This window comes from Stenotrophomonas sp. GQ19, assembly GCF_059758695.1.
Window position 1 is genome coordinate 480,731 of the sequence record NZ_JCAXES010000002.1, and the last position, 20,106, is coordinate 500,836.

20 protein-coding genes are annotated in these 20,106 nt (G+C 67.4%); 6 read left to right on the forward strand and 14 right to left on the reverse strand.

The window, feature by feature from the left end; all coding sequences use genetic code 11:
* Positions 1-57: 57 nt before the first annotated feature.
* Entirely contained in the window at positions 58-930 is an 873-nt protein-coding gene (locus tag AC6CHL_RS06180; protein WP_448134335.1) for an ion transporter, read from the forward strand.
* A 51-nt stretch (positions 931-981) separates the two neighbouring features.
* On the opposite strand, the gene AC6CHL_RS06185 is transcribed toward AC6CHL_RS06180, so the two are convergent.
* The 3 genes from AC6CHL_RS06185 to AC6CHL_RS06195 all read right to left on the reverse strand — a co-directional run bounded on the left by AC6CHL_RS06185 (position 982) and on the right by AC6CHL_RS06195 (position 3,983).
* Positions 982-1,971, reverse strand: a complete 990-nt coding sequence (locus AC6CHL_RS06185) for a YiiG family protein (RefSeq protein WP_498293831.1) — start codon at positions 1,969-1,971, stop codon at positions 982-984.
* Between the two features lie 141 nt (positions 1,972-2,112).
* Positions 2,113-3,078 (reverse strand): YiiG family protein, encoded by a 966-nt coding sequence (locus AC6CHL_RS06190; RefSeq protein ID WP_498294012.1) that lies wholly within the window; start codon positions 3,076-3,078, stop codon positions 2,113-2,115.
* An 86-nt stretch (positions 3,079-3,164) separates the two neighbouring features.
* Positions 3,165-3,983, reverse strand: a complete 819-nt coding sequence (locus AC6CHL_RS06195) for an SDR family oxidoreductase (protein ID WP_038686455.1) — start codon at positions 3,981-3,983, stop codon at positions 3,165-3,167.
* A 109-nt stretch (positions 3,984-4,092) separates the two neighbouring features.
* On the opposite strand from AC6CHL_RS06195, the gene AC6CHL_RS06200 reads away from it, so the two are divergent.
* A complete protein-coding gene (locus AC6CHL_RS06200; RefSeq protein WP_498293833.1) occupies positions 4,093-4,776 on the forward strand; it encodes a hypothetical protein in 684 nt (227 codons plus the stop codon).
* 79 nt (positions 4,777-4,855) lie between these two features.
* Here the strand turns inward: AC6CHL_RS06200 and AC6CHL_RS06205 are convergent, their stop codons facing one another.
* From AC6CHL_RS06205 to AC6CHL_RS06220, 4 genes are all read right to left on the reverse strand, one after another.
* Positions 4,856-5,416, reverse strand: a complete 561-nt coding sequence (locus tag AC6CHL_RS06205) for a hypothetical protein (RefSeq protein ID WP_498293835.1) — start codon at positions 5,414-5,416, stop codon at positions 4,856-4,858.
* Between the two features lie 1,000 nt (positions 5,417-6,416).
* Positions 6,417-6,569, reverse strand: coding sequence for a hypothetical protein (locus AC6CHL_RS06210; RefSeq protein WP_185753456.1), 153 nt, complete (start codon positions 6,567-6,569; stop codon positions 6,417-6,419).
* The gene (locus tag AC6CHL_RS06215; protein ID WP_448134343.1) at positions 6,559-7,068 is read right to left on the reverse strand and encodes a DUF2867 domain-containing protein; all 510 of its coding nucleotides are present in this window, start codon (positions 7,066-7,068) and stop codon (positions 6,559-6,561) included. Before AC6CHL_RS06215 ends, AC6CHL_RS06210 begins: the two co-directional genes overlap by 11 nt.
* Positions 7,065-7,727 (reverse strand): protein kinase family protein, encoded by a 663-nt coding sequence (locus AC6CHL_RS06220; protein WP_038686448.1) that lies wholly within the window; start codon positions 7,725-7,727, stop codon positions 7,065-7,067. The genes AC6CHL_RS06215 and AC6CHL_RS06220 overlap by 4 nt, the downstream gene beginning before the upstream one ends.
* A gap of 102 nt (positions 7,728-7,829) precedes the next feature.
* On the opposite strand from AC6CHL_RS06220, the gene AC6CHL_RS06225 reads away from it, so the two are divergent.
* Positions 7,830-9,827, forward strand: a complete 1,998-nt coding sequence (locus tag AC6CHL_RS06225; protein ID WP_038686446.1) for a bifunctional DedA family/phosphatase PAP2 family protein — start codon at positions 7,830-7,832, stop codon at positions 9,825-9,827.
* A gap of 102 nt (positions 9,828-9,929) precedes the next feature.
* Here AC6CHL_RS06225 and AC6CHL_RS06230 read toward each other — a convergent pair whose 3' ends face one another.
* The 3 genes from AC6CHL_RS06230 to AC6CHL_RS06240 form a co-directional block, all read right to left on the reverse strand.
* Positions 9,930-10,526: an LON peptidase substrate-binding domain-containing protein gene (locus AC6CHL_RS06230; RefSeq protein WP_448134345.1), complete on the reverse strand. Its 597-nt coding sequence runs from the start codon at positions 10,524-10,526 to the stop codon at positions 9,930-9,932.
* Between the two features lie 19 nt (positions 10,527-10,545).
* A complete protein-coding gene (gene mpl / locus AC6CHL_RS06235; protein ID WP_447595515.1) occupies positions 10,546-11,910 on the reverse strand; it encodes a UDP-N-acetylmuramate:L-alanyl-gamma-D-glutamyl-meso-diaminopimelate ligase in 1,365 nt (454 codons plus the stop codon).
* 312 nt (positions 11,911-12,222) lie between these two features.
* On the reverse strand, positions 12,223-12,786 hold the full coding sequence (locus AC6CHL_RS06240) for an adenylate kinase (protein WP_038686440.1): 564 nt from the start codon (positions 12,784-12,786) through the stop codon (positions 12,223-12,225).
* A gap of 141 nt (positions 12,787-12,927) precedes the next feature.
* Here AC6CHL_RS06240 and AC6CHL_RS06245 point away from each other — a divergent pair, with 141 nt between their 5' ends.
* Positions 12,928-14,187 (forward strand): 6-phosphofructokinase, encoded by a 1,260-nt coding sequence (locus AC6CHL_RS06245; protein ID WP_038691859.1) that lies wholly within the window; start codon positions 12,928-12,930, stop codon positions 14,185-14,187.
* A 158-nt stretch (positions 14,188-14,345) separates the two neighbouring features.
* The gene (locus AC6CHL_RS06250) at positions 14,346-15,143 is read left to right on the forward strand and encodes an OB-fold protein (RefSeq protein WP_038686438.1); all 798 of its coding nucleotides are present in this window, start codon (positions 14,346-14,348) and stop codon (positions 15,141-15,143) included.
* A 66-nt stretch (positions 15,144-15,209) separates the two neighbouring features.
* Here AC6CHL_RS06250 and AC6CHL_RS06255 read toward each other — a convergent pair whose 3' ends face one another.
* On the reverse strand, positions 15,210-15,713 hold the full coding sequence (locus AC6CHL_RS06255) for a hypothetical protein (RefSeq protein ID WP_038686436.1): 504 nt from the start codon (positions 15,711-15,713) through the stop codon (positions 15,210-15,212).
* Between the two features lie 405 nt (positions 15,714-16,118).
* On the opposite strand from AC6CHL_RS06255, the gene AC6CHL_RS06260 reads away from it, so the two are divergent.
* Positions 16,119-18,146 carry a sodium-translocating pyrophosphatase gene (locus tag AC6CHL_RS06260; protein ID WP_320489447.1) on the forward strand — a complete coding sequence of 676 codons (2,028 nt, stop codon included), beginning with the start codon at positions 16,119-16,121 and terminating at the stop codon, positions 18,144-18,146.
* A gap of 39 nt (positions 18,147-18,185) precedes the next feature.
* Here AC6CHL_RS06260 and AC6CHL_RS06265 read toward each other — a convergent pair whose 3' ends face one another.
* From AC6CHL_RS06265 to exbB, 3 genes are read right to left on the reverse strand one after another with little or no spacing between them, the layout of a single operon-like run.
* Positions 18,186-18,923 (reverse strand): energy transducer TonB, encoded by a 738-nt coding sequence (locus AC6CHL_RS06265; protein WP_498293838.1) that lies wholly within the window; start codon positions 18,921-18,923, stop codon positions 18,186-18,188.
* The gene (exbD, locus tag AC6CHL_RS06270; protein ID WP_447595524.1) at positions 18,920-19,345 is read right to left on the reverse strand and encodes a TonB system transport protein ExbD; all 426 of its coding nucleotides are present in this window, start codon (positions 19,343-19,345) and stop codon (positions 18,920-18,922) included. The genes AC6CHL_RS06265 and exbD overlap by 4 nt, the downstream gene beginning before the upstream one ends.
* Before the next feature lie 9 nt (positions 19,346-19,354).
* Positions 19,355-20,101, reverse strand: a complete 747-nt coding sequence (gene exbB, locus AC6CHL_RS06275) for a tonB-system energizer ExbB (RefSeq protein ID WP_428711083.1) — start codon at positions 20,099-20,101, stop codon at positions 19,355-19,357.
* Positions 20,102-20,106 lie beyond the last annotated feature (5 nt).

Consider the following 20,106-nt stretch of genomic DNA (forward strand, 5'->3'; position numbering starts at 1 on the left):
GGGGTTGCGGGAAAGTCCCATTCTCGCGCTTCCGGCCGGTGAGGCACAATGCGGCGCATGCGACCGCTCACCGCCCCCCAGCTCAACCCCGCCACCGAGACCGGCTGGCGCCGGACCTGGTTCGAGATCATCTACCGCCACGACACCCGCCCGTCGCGCAATTTCGACCTGCTGCTGGTGTACGCCATCATCGCCAGCGTGCTGGTGGTGATGTTCGACAGCGTGCAGCGCTTCCACATCGCCCATGCCGACTGGCTGTACGTGCTGGAATGGGGCTTCACGATCCTGTTCACCGCCGAGTACCTGCTGCGGCTGGTGGTGGTCAAACGGCCCCTGCGCTACGCGTTCAGCATCTGGGGCATCATCGACCTGGCCTCGATCCTGCCGACCTACCTGTCCCTGTTCATCCCCGGCGCGCAGAGCCTGCTGGTGGTGCGCGCCCTGCGCATCCTGCGGGTGTTCCGCATCCTCAAGCTGACCCGCTACATCGAAGAAAGCGGCGTGCTGATGGAATCGCTGTGGCGCAGCCGGCGCAAGGTGCTGCTGTTCCTGTTCACGGTGGTCACCATCACGATCATCGCCGGCACCCTGATGTACGTGATCGAGGGGCCGAACCACGGGTTCACCAGCATCCCCAGCAGCATGTACTGGGCGGTGGTGACCATGGCCACGGTAGGGTTCGGCGACATCGTGCCGCAGACCGTGCTGGGCCGCTTCGTCACCTCGGTGCTGATCCTGATCGGCTACAGCATCATTGCCGTGCCCACTGGCATCTACACCGCCGAACTGGCCAGCACCATGCGCGAGGCCGACCTGGCGGCGCGGCGCGATGCGCGTGGCTGCCCGCACTGCGGGTTGGAAGGCCACGAACCGGACGCCCGGCATTGCCGCCGGTGCGGCGACACCTTGCCCGATACCTTCAACCAGTGACCGCGATCCACCCCGGCGCGCGGCACGCACCGGGGTGGATCGCCATGCCGTTTACTGGCGGTTGCTCTGGAACACCAGGCTGTTGTACTCGTTCAACAGGCGCCCGGCCGAGCCCTGCGGGGCATGCGACGGCGAATCCAGCATGCGCTGCTCGAAGTCGGTGTACGGGGTCTTGTCGACCACGCGCTTGATGCGCTCCTTGCCCTCGCGACGGAAATTCTCCGCGGCGGTCTCGAAGCTGTTCCAGTCCATCTTGCCCGGCTCCTGGTCGGCCACCTTGGCGTGCGCTTCGTCGGCGATGGTATTGAAGGCATCCAGTCGGGCACGCCCCTGCACCACGTCGAAGTCATCCTCGGCCATCAGGTCCATCAGCGACTTGGCCTCCATCATGATGGCCAGGCGGTAATACGTGCGGGTGCGGCCTTCCTGCTTCTCCAGCGCCTGCAGCTGCGCCTGCTGGGCGCGGTCGTTCTCGGCCTCCAGCGCGGTGCTGAACACACCGCTGGCCTGCACGAAGGCAGCCAACGCCTCCATCAGCGGCGCATGCATTGCCTTGCCGCGCGCGTAGCCGTCGTCTTCGAAGTCTTCGCGCTTGTAGTAGTCGTATGCCGCGTGGGTAAGCGGCTGCAGGGTGTGCAGGCTGTCCAGGTAGGCCTTGGCCGCCTTGTCCAGCTCCGGCAGTGCCGGCGCGGCGGCGATCGCCGTGGGAATGGCCGCATCGCAGGTTTTGAGGTCGTTGGCGTCCAGGTCCGGCGGGCCGATCGGGCGCTCTTCGCGACCGGTCGGACCGGCCTTGGGGTCCTTCATCCAGCTGGTGTAGTACCCAATGCCTTGGTGGATGCCCGAATCGACATCGTTGTAGCAGTCGATGTAGCTGTTGAGCTTGCCGGTGAGCGCCTGCTCGGCCTCTTCGGCCTGGGCGTCGGCCTTGCTGGCCGGGGCGGCGGCATCCTTGGCAGGCTCGGCGGACTTGTTGCCGCAGGCGGCCAGCGCCAGGGTGATCGACACGGCCAGTACCGCCGTGGAAAGAACGTGCTTCATCAAACGTCTCCGTGTTGTAAACGATTCCAGAGACGTAGTTTACCAACCCGGACCGCACAGGTCTGCGGTCCGGGTTGGCGGTGCGTGCAACGCCGTCGCGCGGGAGCGCTTCACGTTACCGGCATCCTGCCGATGCGGCCCTCAGCGCGCGCCGCTGAACCGCGCCATCCGGTTGGCCATGTCCACCAGATCGTTGTAGCTGGCCATCACCGCTTCGGCCGACCCCTGCGGCAGGCTCGCGCGCCCACCGCCCTGCAGCAGCATCTGCTCGCTGCGGGTGAGCGGCGTGTTGGCCTGCACGCGTTCGATGCGGCGGCCGGCATCACGGGCCAGCGCATCGGCCGAACGCTCTACGTGACCCCACATCGCATCGCCCTGCCCGACCTTGTCGTTCTGCGCCTGCTGCAACAGCGCCTGGAATGCAGCCAGCTCGGTGCGCGCCAGCGCCAGGTCCGGTGCATCAGCGCTGAGCAGCTGGGTCAGCCGCTTGCCATCGCCCACGATCCTGAGCTGGTAGTACGCCAGCGAGCGACCTTCGTCGGCTTCGATCTCCTTGAGCTGCGTGGCACGTCGTTCGTCCTCGCGCTTCTCCAGCGCGGCATCCAGTGCGGTGCCGGCGGCGAAGAACGCCGCGTAGGCCTGCATCAGCGGCGCATGCTGGCTGCGCATGCCGGCATGGTCATCGCGGAGGTAGTCTTCGCGGCTGTAGTAACGGTCGGCCTGCTCGATCAGCGCGTACAGCTCGACAAAGGTCTTCTGATACGCGCGTGCCGCCGGGTCCAGGTCCGGCTCGGCCGGGGTCATGGCCAGTGCCGCCACCATCGGGGCGTTGCACGCATCCACGCGATGGGACAGCACCGTGCCGGGGCCGCGCACCTGCGTTTCCTTGCCAGTGGGGCCGGCGTCGGCGTCCTTCATCCAGCCGGTGTACTGCTGGAAGCCCTGATGGATCGGCTCCTCCACTGCGTTGAAGCAGTTGATGTAGGCATTCACTTTTTCCACGCCCTGCGCATCGGCGGCGGTGGAGGCGCCTTTGCTGCAGGCGCCGAGCAGGCCGGCCACGACGAGGGCAGTGGCGAGGGAGAGACAAGAAACACGCTGGGACATGGCAGGGATCTGAAACACGGGGTGCGCACCTTAACAGCTGCGCGTGCAATCGCTGTCGATAACGTCACGCCATGCCGCCCGTAACTTCAATCCAGGAACAGATCCGGCAACAGCGGCCGCGACGGGTCCATCGCATAGCCACTCAGGTCGGTGATACCGGCCGCAGCCAGCACCTCGTCATCGAGCAGGAACTGCCCGCTGAAGCCGGCTGCATCGCGGGTCAGCACGGCGTGCGCGGCATCGGCCAGGATCTCCGGCGTGCGGCAACCAGCAACATCCACGCCGGGAATCATGTTGATCGCATCGGTGGCGATGATGGTGCGCGGCCACAGCGCATTGACCGCCACGCCCTGCGGACCGAATTCGGCCGCCAGCCCCAGGGTGACAAAGCTCATGCCCATCTTGGCCAGCGTGTAGCCGGTGTGCGGGCCCCACCATTTCGGGTCCAGGCTCGGCGGCGGCGCCAGCGTCAGGATGTGCGGATTGGGCGCCTGCAGCAGGTACGGCAGGCAGGCCTGCGCGCACAGGAAACTGCCGCGCGAATTGACCTGCTGCATCAGGTCGAAGCGCTTCATTGGCGTATCCAGCGTGCCGCGCAGCCAGATCGCGCTGGCGTTGTTGACCAGGATGTCGATGCCGCCAAAGGTGTCCACGGTAGCGGCCACCGCGGCGCGCACCTGGTCTTCCTCGCGGATGTCGCACTTCAGCGCCAGGCCCTGGCCGCCGGCGGCGGTAACCGCCTCGACCGCGCTGTGGATGGTGCCAGGCAGCTTCGGGTTGGGCACCGACGACTTGGCCGCGATCGCCACGTTGGCGCCATCACGCGCCGCGCGCAGGGCGATGGCCAGGCCGATGCCGCGCGAGCCACCGGTGATGAAAATGGTCTTGCCTTGCAGACTGGCCACGTCGAAAGCTCCTGCGCATGAATGTCTCGCGCCAGTATGCCGCGCCCACAGAATTTTCACCGCTCCTTGACGATAGTGGCCTCCCGGTTACCGCTGCGAGGTACTTGCCATGCGCCGTTCCCGTTGTCTGTTGCCTGCCCTGGGCCTGCTGCTGCTAGCCGCCTGCCAGAAAGACCCTGCCGAACCCACCGCCCCGACCCCCACCGCTACCCCAAGCGCGCAGAAGATGGCGGCCGATGCCACGGTGCGCTGGAGCAATGCGGTGGTGTGGAGCGGCGACCTGAACAGCTGCCGCCAGGGCGAGGCGGCCGCCACCCGCGAGTGCCTGATCAAGGCGATGCAGGCCGGTGGCGCCAGCGCGGATGCGGTCACGGCGGCCGGGCAACTGTCCAGTGCCGGTGAGCTGGCGTTTGTCACCGCCTGGCATGAGCACGACGGCATCGGCGTGGCCACGGTGGCCTACCCGTTCCGCGCCAACACCAACGAAGGCACGCGGCTGGTGGATGCTGCCGGCAAGCGCATTGATGTGGACGCCGTGCAGCTTGACGACACCGTGCGTGCCGACCCGGGCGTGCAGGCCCTGCTGGCCGCCCACCCACAGGCGACGCCGTTCGCGCCGGCGCAGGCAGGCGGCAGCACGCCGCTGGACAATGGCGGCATCCGACTGCTGTACCGCACGCCGCTGCGCGACTGCCATGCCTGCGCAGACGTCGGGCAGATTCAGATCGGCTACGACTTTGATGGAACGCGGCATTTCATCGGGCAGCAGGTGGTGCCGGTGGCTACGCCCTGATGGCGAAGCGGCCAACGTCAGGCCGCGCCGATGTCACACAGGGTGTTCGACGCATCGATACGCTGCCAGGGACGGCACACTACTTCTTGTCGATGGCCTCCAGCCTTGGCATGGGCAGAACCCCGTGTGAGTAGCCCATGCTGCAGTTTCCGAGCGCATTGCACTCCTCCACAATTTCCTCCAGGGAGGACATGCGCTGCGCCTCTGCAATGCGATCAAATCGACCGGCAACAACGGCCAACGGTGTTACCCCTTCACCGACAATCACCGGCTTTGAGCGTTCGAAGTGAGCGAGCACGCGGTAATAGCCGGGCTGATCCAGCGTTGGCTGCGTCCCCTCCCCTCTTGCACGGTCGTCGCCGGGAACAACGAACCCGGATGACAGATCGTTGCTCTGCGCCGCATCGCGGCTGGAGAACAACACGCGGGCTCCGAAGCCGGGGTAGTAGAGGACCACGACGACGTCCCTGCCCGCCAGCTTCTCCGGCGCGGTCAGCAGCTGGGTCGGCGAGACGTGGCACACGCCGCCGCTCATCCGATAGGCGCATATATCTTCGACGCCGCTGACGGTAACGGGCTCCGCGCGTTGGCATCCCGCCAGCGCCAGGACGATCAACGCCGATACTCTGATACTAATCATTTCACCTCCCTCACCAGGCCACCAAGCCGCATCCTCTTTCCGTCACCCCGGAATGGGATCGCCGATTGTGCCAACTAGAAAGAACCACATTCGCCACGTCATCGGGCAACACATGCCGCCGGTAGCTGGAACGCGAGGCATGAAAACGCGGATTACTCTTGCGCCTTGGATGGCTTCTGCTGAGGCAATGCGCGACATCTACAGGATGCCGCCCAGCAGTTGCACCAGTGACAGGGGGTGATCTGGTGATGGGGTTGTGCCGACCGCTGGCCGGCTGCGCAAAACCAAGATCTCACGCAGAAGCGCCCCAAAGGCATAACAAGGCGAACTCCCGCAAGCGGATTCACCTGCAGGCGGCATGTGAGGTTCATCCCCACACAAGCCCACCTACAACTTGAAGCCATCCAGTTCCAGGCTGCCCAGACGAATCCTCTCAAGGGTTACGCCCTGCCTCTTTCCAACCGGAACTGTTCGATTCAAATGAAAGACACCCATCACAACGACGCGCGACGCGGAATCCACACGCGTTGGTGATAGCAGATACGCCCTCAGCTCAGGCACTCCGTCACCCGAACGCAGTGACAGCGACGCCTGGATCTCATTGCCCTCGAACGAATCAAGCGCGGGGTAGAGTTCGATGACATCCTTCGCCACCGCTCTACCCTGTATCTGGATACGCCGACCATCATAGCGCTCGGGATGCGCAAGCAACTGCGTGTAGGTCGTGGCGCAGTAAATGCGATCGGCACGGTTACCGACATGCCAGCAATCGCCATCGCGTAGCGCAGCATCATCATGATCGGCGACACCGCAACCTGCCACAAAGGACGAGAGCAGCCGTCAGCAGCAACGGGGATGCACGATAACGTTTCACCGCACACTGCCCGGACCGGGTTGCGATTTGGACGCACGACGGCATTGCACCTGCCCGGGCGCTGCGAGACCTACTCCACCACCAGCCCATCGCGTTCTCGTCTCCGTGCGCCCTGCTCATCGATCCTTATTCCTGATACAGCACATGTGTCGTCTCGCCGCGAGCAAGCTGCTCCACCTCGGCAAGGCTGTCAACGACCAACACCGAGTACGTCAGCTCGACGCCTGAGTCCAGCTTTCTCTCGGTCTTGTCCGAATCCAGCTGAACGTCAAGATGCATACCCCGCCACCTGCCGCCGCAACAGATGCGGCACGATCACCCGATGTACCGGCGCCACCGGCAGCATGTACAGCCGCCCGAAGGCGTTGTGCGTATGCACCACCGTGGCGATCTCCAGTGCGTCGCCACGCCATTGCAGTGCCAGTTGCACGTGCAGGTGGCGGTCGTCGTCCTCCAGCACGATCGCGTCGGCCGTGCACCGCTGCACGGTGAAGATGCCCAGCCGTTGGCCGGGCGTGGGGTCGGCCGCGTCCTGCACGGCACGCAGTGATCCGAGGTCCTTCATGCCCAGCAGCCGCATGCCACTGTTGCGCACCGCCATCAGCCCGTCGAACCAGCCCGGCACGGTGGACGCCATGTCCTTGTACGCCTGCAACGCCGAACGGCCGCCGCGTGGCACCGTCGCCCGGCACGCGTGCACGAAGTCGGCGCCGGGCAACTGCGCATGCAGCACGTTGCCGGCGTCCACCGGCACCACGCGCACCACCGGCGCACTCACGGCTTGGGCCCCTGCCCTTCGTTGTCTTCCCAGTGCAGGATCTTCCGGGTGACGAACCGATAGACCGGCTTGCCGGTGCGGAACCACAGGTCGCGTACCCACGAGGTGCGCTTCAGCAGCCGCTTCTCCACCGGGGTCAGGTGCTGCCGGCAGTACATGCGCTTGTGCTTGAGCAGGTGGCGCAGGTCTTCGCGGGCCAGCAGGCGCATCCAGCGCGAGCGCGGGTTGCCGATCACCGCCAGCTGGAAGTCGATCAGGGCCGGCGAGCCGTCCTCGCGTACCAGCCAGTTGGCTTCCTTGGCCAGGTCGTTGTGCGCGATGCCATGCCGGTGCACGCGCTGCAGCAGCCGGCGCGCGGCGCGGAAATAGGCCAGGTCGCCGTGCGGCGGGCGCTGGTACATCGCATCGCCGGCCATGAAGCTGCGGTCCAGCCAGCGCCCGTTCCAGGACAGCAGCGCCGGGGTGTCGGCCATGCCGTCCAGGTGGGCCAGCGCGCGCGCTTCGCGCCGGGCCAGCCACCAGGCCGGCAGGCGCAGCCACCACGGGGTGGCGCCCAGGTCGCGGCGGACAAAGCGCTGCCCGTCCTGCTCGATCAACAGAATGCAGCCGAAACTGTCGGCCTTCAGGGCATGCGGAGCGGGATCAGGGGGGCGGTTCATGGCGACATTCTAGGCGTGCGATCGCGTTCATTCACTGTAGATCACGCACGTTGGCCGCCGCTGGCCGGCAGTCAGTCACCTTCACACCTCTATAATCCGACGATGGACTCGTCATGGATCGATACCACGCTTGCGTGGATCTCAGCTCACCCCGTGCTCGCCGGTGCGGTCATTTTCCTCATTGCCTTCTGCGATGCGGTCATCGTGCTGGGCGCGATCGTACCCGCGCTGCCGCTGCTGTTCGCCGTGGGCGTGTTCATCGGCCTGGGCCAGATCTCCGGTCCGTACGCGGTGGCATGTGCGGCGGTGGGTGCGTTCGCCGGTGACGGCATCAGTTACTGGGTGGGCCGCCGCTGGGGCGACCGGTTGCGCGGCTTCTGGCCCTTCAGCAAGTACCCGCAGCTGCTGGATCGCGGCGAGACGATGTTCCGCCGCAATGCGTTCAAGAGCATCCTGGTGGCGCGCTATGTGGGGGCGATCCGGCCGTTCGTACCGGCCATTGCCGGCATGATGAAGATGCCGCTGTCGCGCTACTTCCAGGCCAGCGGTATTGCCAGCCTGTCCTGGGCAGTGTTGTTCCTGGCGCCGGGCTGGGTGCTGGGCGAAGCCTACGACGCCGTTGCGGCCGTGGCCGGGCGGCTGGTGATGGTGCTGGGTCTGGTGGCGGTGCTGATGGGCGTGGTGTGGGCGATCGTGCTGTACGGCTACCGCTGGTCGGCCTCGCGCATGGACAGCTGGCTGGCCACGCTGCTGCGCTGGTCGCAGCGCCACCCCACCCTGGGCCGTTACTCGGTGGCCGTGTTCGACCCGCAGCGGCGTGAGTCGGTGCCGCTGGCCATGCTGGCGTTGATGCTGCTGTTGCTGGGCTGGTGCTGGTTTGCGCTGCTGATGGCGGTGGTGGCGCACGGTGAGCCACTGCGCCTGGACATGGTGGTCCACCAGGCCATGCTGGCGCTGCGCAACCCGCTGGCCGACTACCCGATGGCCGCACTGGCGTCGCTGGGCGCATGGCAGGTGCTGCTGCCAGCCACGGCGGCCGGCATGGGCTACCTGGTCTGGCGCCGGCGCTGGATGGCGGCCGCGCATTGGCTGGCCGCGCTGGCCTTCGGGCTGGCACTGACCAAGCTGCTGGGCGCCACCGTGCACGTGGTGCGCCCGCCGGATGCCAGCAGTGGCTTCGGCTTCCCGTCGGTGTCGGTGACCATGGCCACCATCATCTTCGGCTTCTTCGCCGTGCTGATCGCGCGCGAGCTGCCGGGCCGCACGCGGGTGTGGCCCTACCTGCTGTCGGGCATCGTGGTCAGCCTGATCGGGTTTGCGCGGCTGTACCTGGGCGCGCATTGGCTGAGCGATGTCATCGGCGGCATGCTGTTTGGCATCTTCTGGCTGCTGGTACTGGGCATCGCCTACCGCCGCCGCTTCAACCGCTCGTTCTGGGTCAAGCCGGTGGCCTGGCTGTTCTACGGCGTGTTCGCGGTGGCTGCGCTCTGGTACGCGCCGCGCAATATTCCGCTCAAGCTGGCCCGCTTCGAGCCGGCCCAGCCGGCCCCGGTGGACATGCCCGCCACGGCCTGGCTGCAGGACGCGTGGCGGCAGTTGCCCGCGCGTCGCAACGAGTTCGATGACGACCAGCGCTGGCCGCTGGACGTGCAGGTGGCGGGCCCGCTGGCACCGCTGCAGAAGCGCCTGGAAAGCCAGGGCTGGCGCGTGCAGCCGCAGGCCGGTTGGGAACAGGCGCTGCTGATGCTCGACAAGTCGGCCACGCCGGACGAAGTGCCGGTGCTGCCGGCCACGCTGGATACCCAGGTGGAGTCGCTGCTGATGCTGCGCGCGGGCAATGCGCCCAACGAGATCTTCGCGCTGCGCCTGTGGCCGGCACCGGCGCGGCTGCAGCCGGGCAACCAGCCGCTGTGGCTGGGCAGCGCCCAGACGCTGCACTACCAGCAGCATTTCCACCTGATCGGGATGTGGCGGCCGATGCGCGGCATCGACCCGTCGTTGAAGGCGGTGCGCGACGCGCTGGACGGCCTGCCGCAGCAGGTAGACACGCATCCGGAAACGCAGATGCCGGTGTTGCGGGTGCGCACGAAGGCCGAATGACGCGGAAGCCGGCCCACGCATGACGTAGTGCCAGGTTCTACCCGGCAGGTGCGGGTAGGTGCGGTAGCGTTGTTGCGTCGAGCAGCGGGGCAGAGCCCCGCTCTACGCGGGGGGTGTCAGGTCGGGGATCCAGGCCAGCAGGTGCTGCAGGCGCTGGTGGGGGTCGTCCTGCTGCAGCAGCTGCAGGCGCTGCGGCTCATCCAGCGGCAGCAGTTCGGCCAGGCGCCAGCCTACCCAGGCGGCCTGCTCCAGCTGGGCCGGATGGGTCGGGGCGAAGGCCGCGCCGGCCTGTTCGATGATGTGCTCCAGCACGGTGGCCAGCAGCGCGTGCTCCGGGCGCAGTTCGTCGTCGTGGTCGGGGGGTGCCCATTCCACGTCGGCCAGCACCAGCCCGTTGTCGCGGATGCGCGTGCGCAGCACATGGAAGCGACGCTGGCCGCGCAGGCGCAATACCAGCACGCCGTCGGCGCCCACGTCGAAATCCTCGACGCGCGCTTCCACGCCGTACGCGGCCGGCACCGCCGGCGCCCCCACTTCATCGCCGTCCAGAATCAGGCAGACGCCGAAACGGGTGTCCTGCCGGCTGCACTCGCGCAGCATGTCCAGGTAGCGGCGTTCAAATACCCGCAGGCCCAGCGCGGCGCCAGGCAACAGCACCACGTGCAGCGGGAACAACGGCAGCGAAGCGGTATCGGTCATGGCCTGTGGCGCGCCCGCTTCATCCCTGCTGCAGCTGCGCCAGGAAGCGCCGCGGCGCGCCGTCGAAACCGCCGTTGGACATGAACACGACATGGTCGCCGGGGGCTGCGATCTCGCCCAACCGCGCCAGCAGCGCATCGGTGTCGGGCACGGCGTGGGCCTGCCCACGCACGGCGGCGATCACACCGGCCGCATCCCAGGCCAGCTCCGGGCGGTGCAGGAACACCACCGCATCGGCCAGGTCCAGCGACGGCGCCAGCGCTTCGGCATGTGCGCCCAGCCGCATGGAATTGCTGCGCGGTTCCATCGCCACCACGATGCGCGCGGCACCGACCTTGGCGCGCAGCCCTTCCAGCGTGGTGTGGATGGCGGTGGGGTGATGGGCGAAATCGTCGTAGACAGTGATGTCCTGCGCCTGCCCGATCACTTCCAGGCGGCGCTTGACGCTGCGGAAGCGGGCCAGCGCCGGGATCACCGCACTCAGTTCCACCCCGACCGCGTGCGCGGCAGCCAGCGCCGCCAGGCCGTTGAGCACGTTGTGGCGGCCCAGCAGGGGCCAGCGCACTTCGCCCACGCGGGTGCCACGGTGATGCACCACGAACGCACTGCCGTCGGCGTTGACCAGCTCGGCATGCCATTCCAGCGACGGATCAAACCCGAAGCGCTCCACCGGGGTCCAGCAACCCATCGCCAGCACCTGCGCCAGGTAGGCGTCCTCGCCATTGACGATCAAGCGGCCGCGCGCGGGCACGGTGCGCACCAGATGGTGGAACTGGCGCTGGATCGCGGCCACGTCCGGGAAGATGTCGGCGTGGTCGTATTCCAGGTTGTTGAGGATGGCCACCAGCGGCCGGTAGTGCACGAACTTGCTGCGCTTGTCGAAGAAGGCCGTGTCGTACTCGTCGGCCTCGACCACGAACTCGCGCCCGCCGCCCAGACGCGCCGACACGCCGAAGTCTTCAGCGACGCCGCCGATCAGGAAACCCGGCTCGCGCCCGGCGGCCTGCAGCAGCCAGGTCAGGATGGTGGTGGTGGTGGTCTTGCCATGGGTACCGGCCACGGCCAGCGTGTCACGCCCCGGCAGGACCTGCTCGGACAGCCACTGCGCACCGGAAATGTAGCGCTGGCCGGCGTCGAGCACGGCTTCCACCGCCGGATTGCCGCGCGACAGCGCGTTGCCGACAATCACCTCATCGCAGTCGGCGGCAACGCTGGTGGCGCGATAGCCCGGATCCAGTGCGATGCCCAGCTGTTCCAACTGGGTCGACATCGGCGGATAGATGGCCTGGTCGCTGCCATGCACCTCATGGCCCAGTTCCCGCGCCAGCGCGGCCACGCCGCCCATGAAGGTGCCGGCGATACCAAGGATATGAATCTTGCTCATGCGGTGGATTGTGACCGATCACCTGCGACTGTGGATATTGTCGTCAGACAATTCCCCAGATGCGTGTAGGAAAAATACTCTGGGTGTCGGGGAATTCCCGATAGCGATGCAGTGTGAAGACGGACACAATTCAGGTGGCCAGCCGCAGCACCCCATTGGTCCTACTCCCCAAGAGGCCATCCCCAGGGGAGCTCATGCTGCGGGGCTCTGAGCAAGCCCGTCCGCTGGCACCTTAAACCGCACGCCTGGCCCCATGGGGCCAGGCGTGTGTGTTTACAGCCAGGCAGGCGCTGCCGCAGCAGCGCCACCGGCTCAGCCGTGGATCGCCGCGCGGATGCGCGCTTCCACGTCGTCCAGCTCACCCACGCCATCAACGCGCGCCAGGGTGCCGCGGCCGGCATAGAAATCGACCACCGGGGCGGTCTGGTCGTTGTAGACCTGCAGGCGCTGACGCACCGATTCGGGGTTGTCGTCGGCGCGGCCCTGTTCGGCGGCACGGCCGGCAATGCGCTCGACCAGCAGTTCGGTCGGCACGTCCAGCTGCACCACCGCATCCAGCGGCTGGCCGATCTTCACCAGCAGGGTGTCCAGCGCGTTGGCCTGGGCCACGTTGCGCGGGTAACCATCGAGGATGAAGCCGTTGGCCACGTCGGCCTGGCCCAGGCGCGATTCGAGCATGCCCAGCAGGATGTCGTCGGACACCAGGTTGCCGGCGTCCATGACAGCCTTGGCCTGCTTGCCCAGCTCGGTGCCTGCAGCCACTTCGGCACGCAGCAGGTCGCCGGTGGAAATGTGCGCAATCGACAGGTGTTCCTTCAGGCGCGTCGCCTGTGTCCCCTTGCCCGAACCGGGCGGTCCCAACAGAACCAATCGCATCAACCTGACTCCAACTTGGTAAAAAAATGGAAGGGCGCGCGCCCCGGGATTGTCCACAATCACGCTGCACCGCAATACGCGCACTTTACCCCATACCGGTAATGTCTCTGCAATGTCCTTCCCCCACCCCCAGGTGAAATGATGTCCAAAGGTACCCTGCTCTACGCCCAGTCAGGCGGTGTCACCGCCGTGATCAACGCCACCGCCTCGGCGGTGATCAGCACCGCCCGAGCCAAGGGAATCAAGGTCTTGGCCGCGCGCAACGGCATTCTTGGCGCGCTCCGCGAAGACCTGATCGACACCACCAGGGAGTCGGCGGCGGCCATCGCCGCGCTGGCCCATACCCCGGGCGGGGCCTTCGGCTCGTGCCGCTACAAGCTGAAGTCGCTCGAGGCCGACCGGGGCAAGTACGAACGCCTGCTGGAGGTCCTGCGCGCCCACGACGTGCGCTGGTTCCTCTACAACGGCGGCAACGACTCGGCCGACACCGCCTGGAAGGTCTCCCAGCTGGCCAAGGCCTTCGATTACGACCTCACCTGCATCGGCGTGCCCAAGACCATCGACAACGACCTGGCGGTCACCGACACCTGCCCGGGCTTCGGCTCGGCCGCCAAGTACACCGCGGTGTCGGTGCGCGAGGCGGCGCTGGACGTGGCGGCCATGGCGGAAACCTCGACCAAGGTGTTCGTCTACGAAGCCATGGGCCGCCACGCCGGTTGGCTGGCGGCGGCCGCCGGCCTGGCCGGGCAAGGCCCCGACGACGCCCCGCACATCATCCTGCTGCCCGAGCGGGCCTACGACGAGGCCGCCTTCCTGGCCAAGGTCAAGCAGGTGGTCGAGCGCGTGGGCCATTGCGTGGTGGTGGCCTCCGAAGGCATCCAGACTGCGGACGGTACGTTCGTTGCCGATGCCGGCGGCGGCAAGGACTCGTTCGGGCACACCCAGCTGGGTGGCGTGGCTTCGCAGCTGGCCGCCCGGGTCAAGGACACGCTGGGCTACAAGGTGCACTGGACCCTGCCCGACTACCTGCAGCGCTCGGCGCGCCACATCGCGTCCAAGACCGACTGGGAGCAGGCGCAGGCAGTGGGCAAGGCGGCGGTGCAGTTCGCGCTGAAGGGCCACAACGCGGTGATGCCGGTGATCGTGCGCAGCAGCGACGCGCCCTACCGCTGGAAGATCGAGGCCGCCCCCCTGCACAAGGTGGCCAACCACGAGAAGAAGATGCCGGCCGGCTTCATCCGCAAGGACGGCTTCGGCATCACGGCCAAGGCCCGCGCCTACCTGTCACCGCTGATCAAGGGCGAGGCGCCCCTGCCCTACGGTGCCGATGGGCTGCCGAAGTACGTGACACTCAAGAACGTGGGCGTGAAGAAGAAGCTGCCGGCCTGGCAGGAAGGCTGAGCCCCTCCGGCGGGTGGCGCGCCCCGGGGCGTGCCGCTCGCCGGCAATTGCGGCGCGCCGGGACGCCCCATACAATCGCGCCGAGCCGGCAGGACATGCGGGCTTTCGCACCCGCGACCCACCCTCCGCACTTGTGTGCGATGACAAGGACTGTACCGATGAAGCGCCACACCCTGGTTCCCCTGCTGCTGCTCGCCGTAGCGGCGCCCGCCTTTGCCGATACCTGCGAAAGCAGCTTCCAGAAGAAGGGCAACCCCCTGTCCGGCACCACCTATACCGCCTCGGTGACCGTGCCTGAGCTGACCGTCAAGAGCGCGATCGGCCAGATGAACGTGATTGCCAAGGGCAACAACATGGACGTCTTGAGCTCGGACGTGGAAAACGGCGCGATGCTGATCGAAGATCCGCAGACGGCGATGCACAAGACCATTCCGATCATCATCAGCGCCACCAGCGAGGGTCGCACCGGCACCGTGGCGATGACGGTCAAGCTCAACCCCGGCGCCTTTGCCAAGGCCGATTCGATCCGCGCCGAGATGTGCAAGATGCTCACCCAGGTGAAGCCGGGCAAGGCCGGCGAGCAGCTTGCCGCGTCCACGCCGAAGGCCTCCACGGTGAACATTTCGGCCAGCGATTTCGGCTACCAGCTGCGGACGCAGAACAAGGACAACCCCGCCGCGATCGAACCGCGCTACAAGGGCAAGATCTATTCGATCACCGGCCGGGTCAACGGCGTGCTCAAGAGCGGTGGCACCTACAACACCGGCTTCGAGCTGCCCAACGGCTCCGGTGGCATCGACTTCGAAAGCGTGGCCATCACCTGCGCCTTCGCGCCGAGCCAGGCCGCCTTCGCGCTGGCGTTGCGCCCGAAGGAAAAGGTCACCCTGGTCGGTGTGGTCGACCATTACGACCAGATCGGCCGCGTGCTGTGGCTGAAGGACTGCAAGGGCAACTGACCCCGGCCAGCCTCGCGTCGCACCCAAGCCCGGACCGGCCCTGCCGTCCGGGCTTTTTCGTGGGCCTCAGCGGCAGGCGGTGCCTTCCACCTTCAGCTGCGCGGCGAACATCGGGATCTGTGCGATCTTGCCGGCGGCCGCCTGTTTCTTGGCCTCTTCCAGATAGATGCGCGACTGGCCCTGGCCATCCAGTTCGGCCTTCTGCGCCACCGGCATGCGCCACACGCGTACCACCGCCTGCTGCGCCGGGCACGCGGCGTTCGGCACGCGGATCACGTCGTTGAGCTTCCAGCCTTTGGCCTCGCTGGGCTGGGCCTTGTCGAAGTCAACGAAGCGGGCGCGCGGCTGGCACTGCTCGCTGGTGCGCACCACGGCGAATTTGTAGGGCTGTGCGGCATCGGCGGTGAACATGCCCTCCAACCGTGCACAGGCTTCGGGGATCTGGCGCAGCGTATGGGCCGCGCCCACCGCCTGCGGCGCACCGACGGCGCGTTTCAGCTCGGGGGTTTCAGCGGCGCTGGCAGCCACGGCGGGCAGCAGGGCCAGCCAGAGCAGGTGACGGGTGGACATGGCGGAACTCCGGATGCTGGGGATGGGCCGAGGCTGCCAGTGGGTGGCTGAACGGCGTGGCAAGGCGCCCATCAACGCCTGGCGGGATCCAGACGACTGGACACCAGCCCCCTGAGTCAGGGGGCAGCCGCGAAGCGGCGGGGGATTGGATGCTGATAAGAGGGTCCCATGGTTTGCGCAGCAAACCGTGGGGCGACAGCGCGCATGCGATGGCGCGTACCCGGCACTACCCGGTTGCGGGCTGTTGCCCGCATACTCGGGTCACCAGGGATTGCTGAACACCGCCACACGCTTGAAGACCGGGCACGGTCTGAACGGGTTGGTCCAAGGTTGCAGCCCGTTGTGCCCCCGCGTGGAGAGGTTCATCCGTTCGTCTGGATGCCATTCCATCACCCGGGAGGGGACATGCTGGAACGTTATGGGCTTTCTCTGGCGCTGTTCTGCGCCATTCTCGCGATTCTCTACGGCATCGTGTCGGCACGCTGGATCCTCCGGCAACCGGCTGGCAATGCCCGCATGCAGGAAATCGCCGCCGCCATCCAGGAAGGCGCGCGCGCCTATCTCAACCGTCAATACCTCACCATCGGCATCGCCGGCGTCGTACTGTTCGTGCTGGTCGGATTCTTCCTCAGCTGGTACACCGCAATTGGCTTTGCGATCGGCGCCGTGCTGTCCGGCGCGGCCGGCTACATCGGCATGAACGTGTCGGTGCGCGCCAACGTGCGCACCGCCGAAGCGGCCCGCAACGGCCTCAGTGCCGCCATGGACGTGGCGTTCCGCGGCGGTGCGATCACCGGCATGCTGGTGGTCGGGCTGGGCCTGCTCGGCGTGGCCGGGTACTACGCGCTGCTGCTCCGGCTGGGGCTGGATACCGCGCAGGCCCTGCATGCGCTGGTCGGGCTGGCCTTCGGTTCCTCGCTGATTTCAATCTTCGCGCGACTGGGCGGCGGCATCTTCACCAAGGGCGCCGACGTCGGCGCGGACCTGGTCGGCAAGGTGGAAGCCGGTATCCCTGAGGATGACCCGCGCAACCCGGCGGTGATCGCCGACAACGTGGGCGACAACGTCGGCGACTGCGCCGGCATGGCCGCCGACCTGTTCGAGACGTATGCGGTGACGGTGATCGCCACCATGCTGCTGGGCAGCCTGATGATCGCCGAAGCGGGACGCAACGCGATCCTGTATCCGCTGGTGCTGGGCGGTGTGTCGATCATCGCCTCGATCATCGGCGCGCTGTTCGTCAAGGTGAAGCCCGGTGGCTCGATCATGGGCGCGCTGTACAAGGGCGTGATCGTGTCGGCGGTGCTGGCGGCGATCGCGTTCTATCCGATCACCCTGCAGCTGATGCCCGACAACAGCCACGGGGCGCTGAACCTGTACTTCTGCGCGTTGATCGGGCTGGTGCTGACCGGGCTGATCGTGTGGATCACCGAGTACTACACCGGCACCCAGTACAAGCCGGTGCAGCACGTGGCGCAGGCGTCCACCACCGGGCATGGCACCAACATCATCGCCGGGCTCGGGGTGTCGATGAAGTCGACCGCGTTGCCGGTGATCGCGGTGTGCGTGGCGATCTGGCTGGCGCACTATTTCGGCGGCCTGTACGGCATTGCCATCGCCGCCACCGCAATGCTGTCGATGGCCGGCATGATCGTGGCGCTGGATGCCTACGGCCCGATCACCGACAACGCCGGCGGCATTGCCGAGATGGCGGAACTGCCCTCCAGCATCCGCGACATCACCGACCCGCTGGATGCGGTGGGCAACACCACCAAGGCGGTCACCAAGGGCTATGCGATCGGCTCGGCGGCGCTGGCCGCGCTGGTGCTGTTCGCCGATTACACGCACAACCTGCAGGCGGCCAATCCGGGCCAGACGTTCGCCTTCGACCTGTCCGACCACACGGTGATCATCGGCCTGCTGATCGGCGGGCTGATTCCCTACCTGTTCGGTGCGATGGCGATGGAAGCGGTGGGCCGCGCGGCCGGTGCGGTGGTGGAGGAAGTGCGCCGCCAGTTCCGCGAGATCCCCGGCATCATGGAAGGCACCGGCAAGCCGCAGTACGACCGCGCGGTGGACATGCTGACCCGCTCGGCGATCCGCGAAATGATCGTGCCCTCGCTGTTGCCGGTGGCCGTACCGGTGGTGGTGGGCCTGCTGCTGGGGCCACGCGCACTGGGCGGATTGCTGATCGGCACCATCGTCACCGGCCTGTTCGTGGCGATCTCGATGACCACCGGCGGTGGCGCGTGGGACAACGCCAAGAAGTACATCGAAGATGGCCACTTCGGCGGCAAGGGCAGCGAGGCGCACAAGGCGGCCGTCACCGGCGACACCGTGGGTGATCCGTACAAGGACACGGCCGGCCCGGCGATCAACCCGTTGATCAAGATCATCAACATCGTCGCGCTGTTGCTGGTGCCGCTGCTGTAGGCACACCGTCGCCCGGCGCATGGCCGGGCGTTACCGGGGTCAGCGCCGGCGGATGAAGAACGCCACCGGCACCATCACCTCCACCGGGTCGCCGCCGATCTCCGGCGGCGGCGCCGGCACCGGGCTGCCGCGGCGTACGGTGTCCAGCGTTTCGGCATCCAGCAACGGATGCCCACTGCTCTGGCCAATGCGGATGTTGCTCGCATTGCCCTGCCGGTCCACCGCAAAGCGCACATAGGCCACGCCTTGTTGGCGCAGGCGCTCGGCCCCGCGTGGATAGCGCCGGTGCTGCTCCAGATGGCCCAGCAGCAACCCCTGCCAGGTGACCTGCGCGTCACTGCGCTGGCCGGCCATTGTCTGCGGCGCCGCGTAGCGTTGCGTGGCCTTCGCCTGTACGTCCGGCGGAGCCAGGGTCTGGTCCACGTTGTGGGCGTCCGCGGGCGTCTGCTCGGTGGGCGGCGGCGTGCGCTGCGCTACCGCCTCACCGTCCGGGTGCGGCTGCGGGGGCAGCGCCAGCGCGCGCACCGGGCGCGGTTCCGGCGTGGGGCGGTGCTGTTCCTGCTGCGAGGGCCCCTGCGCGATGTCGGTGGGCGGCACCGGCGGTGCTTCGGCGACCGGTGCCAGCTCCACCATCAGCGCTTCCGGCGGCGCGCTGGCCGGTGCGGGCGGCGCACGCCCCATCCACCACAGCGTGGCCGCGATGCTGATCGCGTAGATGGCCAGCACCATGCCAAGGCTGCCGGCCCAGCGTGCATGCCCTGCACGGCCTTCGCTCATGGCGCGGGCTGTTCCAGCCCGACCAGGGCCACCTTGAGGTAGCCGGCCGCGCGCAGCGCGTTCATGGTCTGCATCAGGTCGCCGTAGGCCACCTGGCGATCGGCGCGCAGGTAGATGCGCTGCTCACGGTCGCCGCCGGTCAGCCGCTGCAATGCGGCCGGCACTGCGTCGGCGCTAACGGCGGCATCGTTCACCCGCAGCGAGAGGTCGGCCTGTACGGTCAGGAACACCGGCTCGTTCTCGCGCGGTTGCGGGCGCGCGCTGCTGGCCGGCAGGTCCACGGCGGTGTCCACGGTGGCCAGCGGTGCGGCGACCATGAAGATGATCAACAGCACCAGCATCACATCGATGAAAGGGGTGACGTTGATCGCGTGGGTTTCTTCCAGCGCGTCGTCGTCGTGGCGTGCGGTACGGAGTGCCATGTCAAAGCCTCAGTGCGCAGCGCGCGCCAGCACCGGGCCGGCATGCACTGCCGCGCGGTCCAGGTCGCGCGACACCAGCTGCTGCACCGCCGCCGACAGGTCGCCCAGCAGCGCGCGCAGGCCGGCCAGCACCCGGGTGAAGTGGTTGTAGATCACCACCGCGGGAATGGCCGCCACCAGCCCCAGCGCTGTGGCCAGCAACGCTTCGGCGATGCCGGGCGCCACCACGGCCAGGTTGGTGGTGTTGGACTGGGCGATACCGACGAAGCTGTTCATGATCCCCCACACGGTGCCGAACAGGCCCACGAAGGGCGCGATCGCGCCGATGCTGGCGAGTACGCCGATGCCGCGCCGCGCCTGCCGCGCACAGGCCAGTTCGATACGCTCCAGGCGCGAGCCGACGCGTTCCTTTACCCCCGCCGGGTCGCCCCCGTGCGGCGACAGCCGCAGCTCGGTACGCGCGGCCTCCAGCAACAGGCGCACAGGTTCTTCCTGCAGGCGCGGGTCGAGCTGTGGGTCCGGCAGCTGCACGCTCTCCAGCAGCAGCGCGCGCGCCTGCAGCAGGCGGCGGCGCTCGCGTGCCAGTTCCCAGCCCTTGGCCAGCAGCACCGTCCAGGTGGCCACCGAGGCGACGGCCAGGCCGATCATCACCGCTTTGACCACCACGTCGGCGGCCAGGTACATGCCCCATGGCGTCAGTGCAGGTGCCGGGGCGGCGATGGCGAAGGGAAGCAACACAGTCATGGTCAGGCTCATCAGGA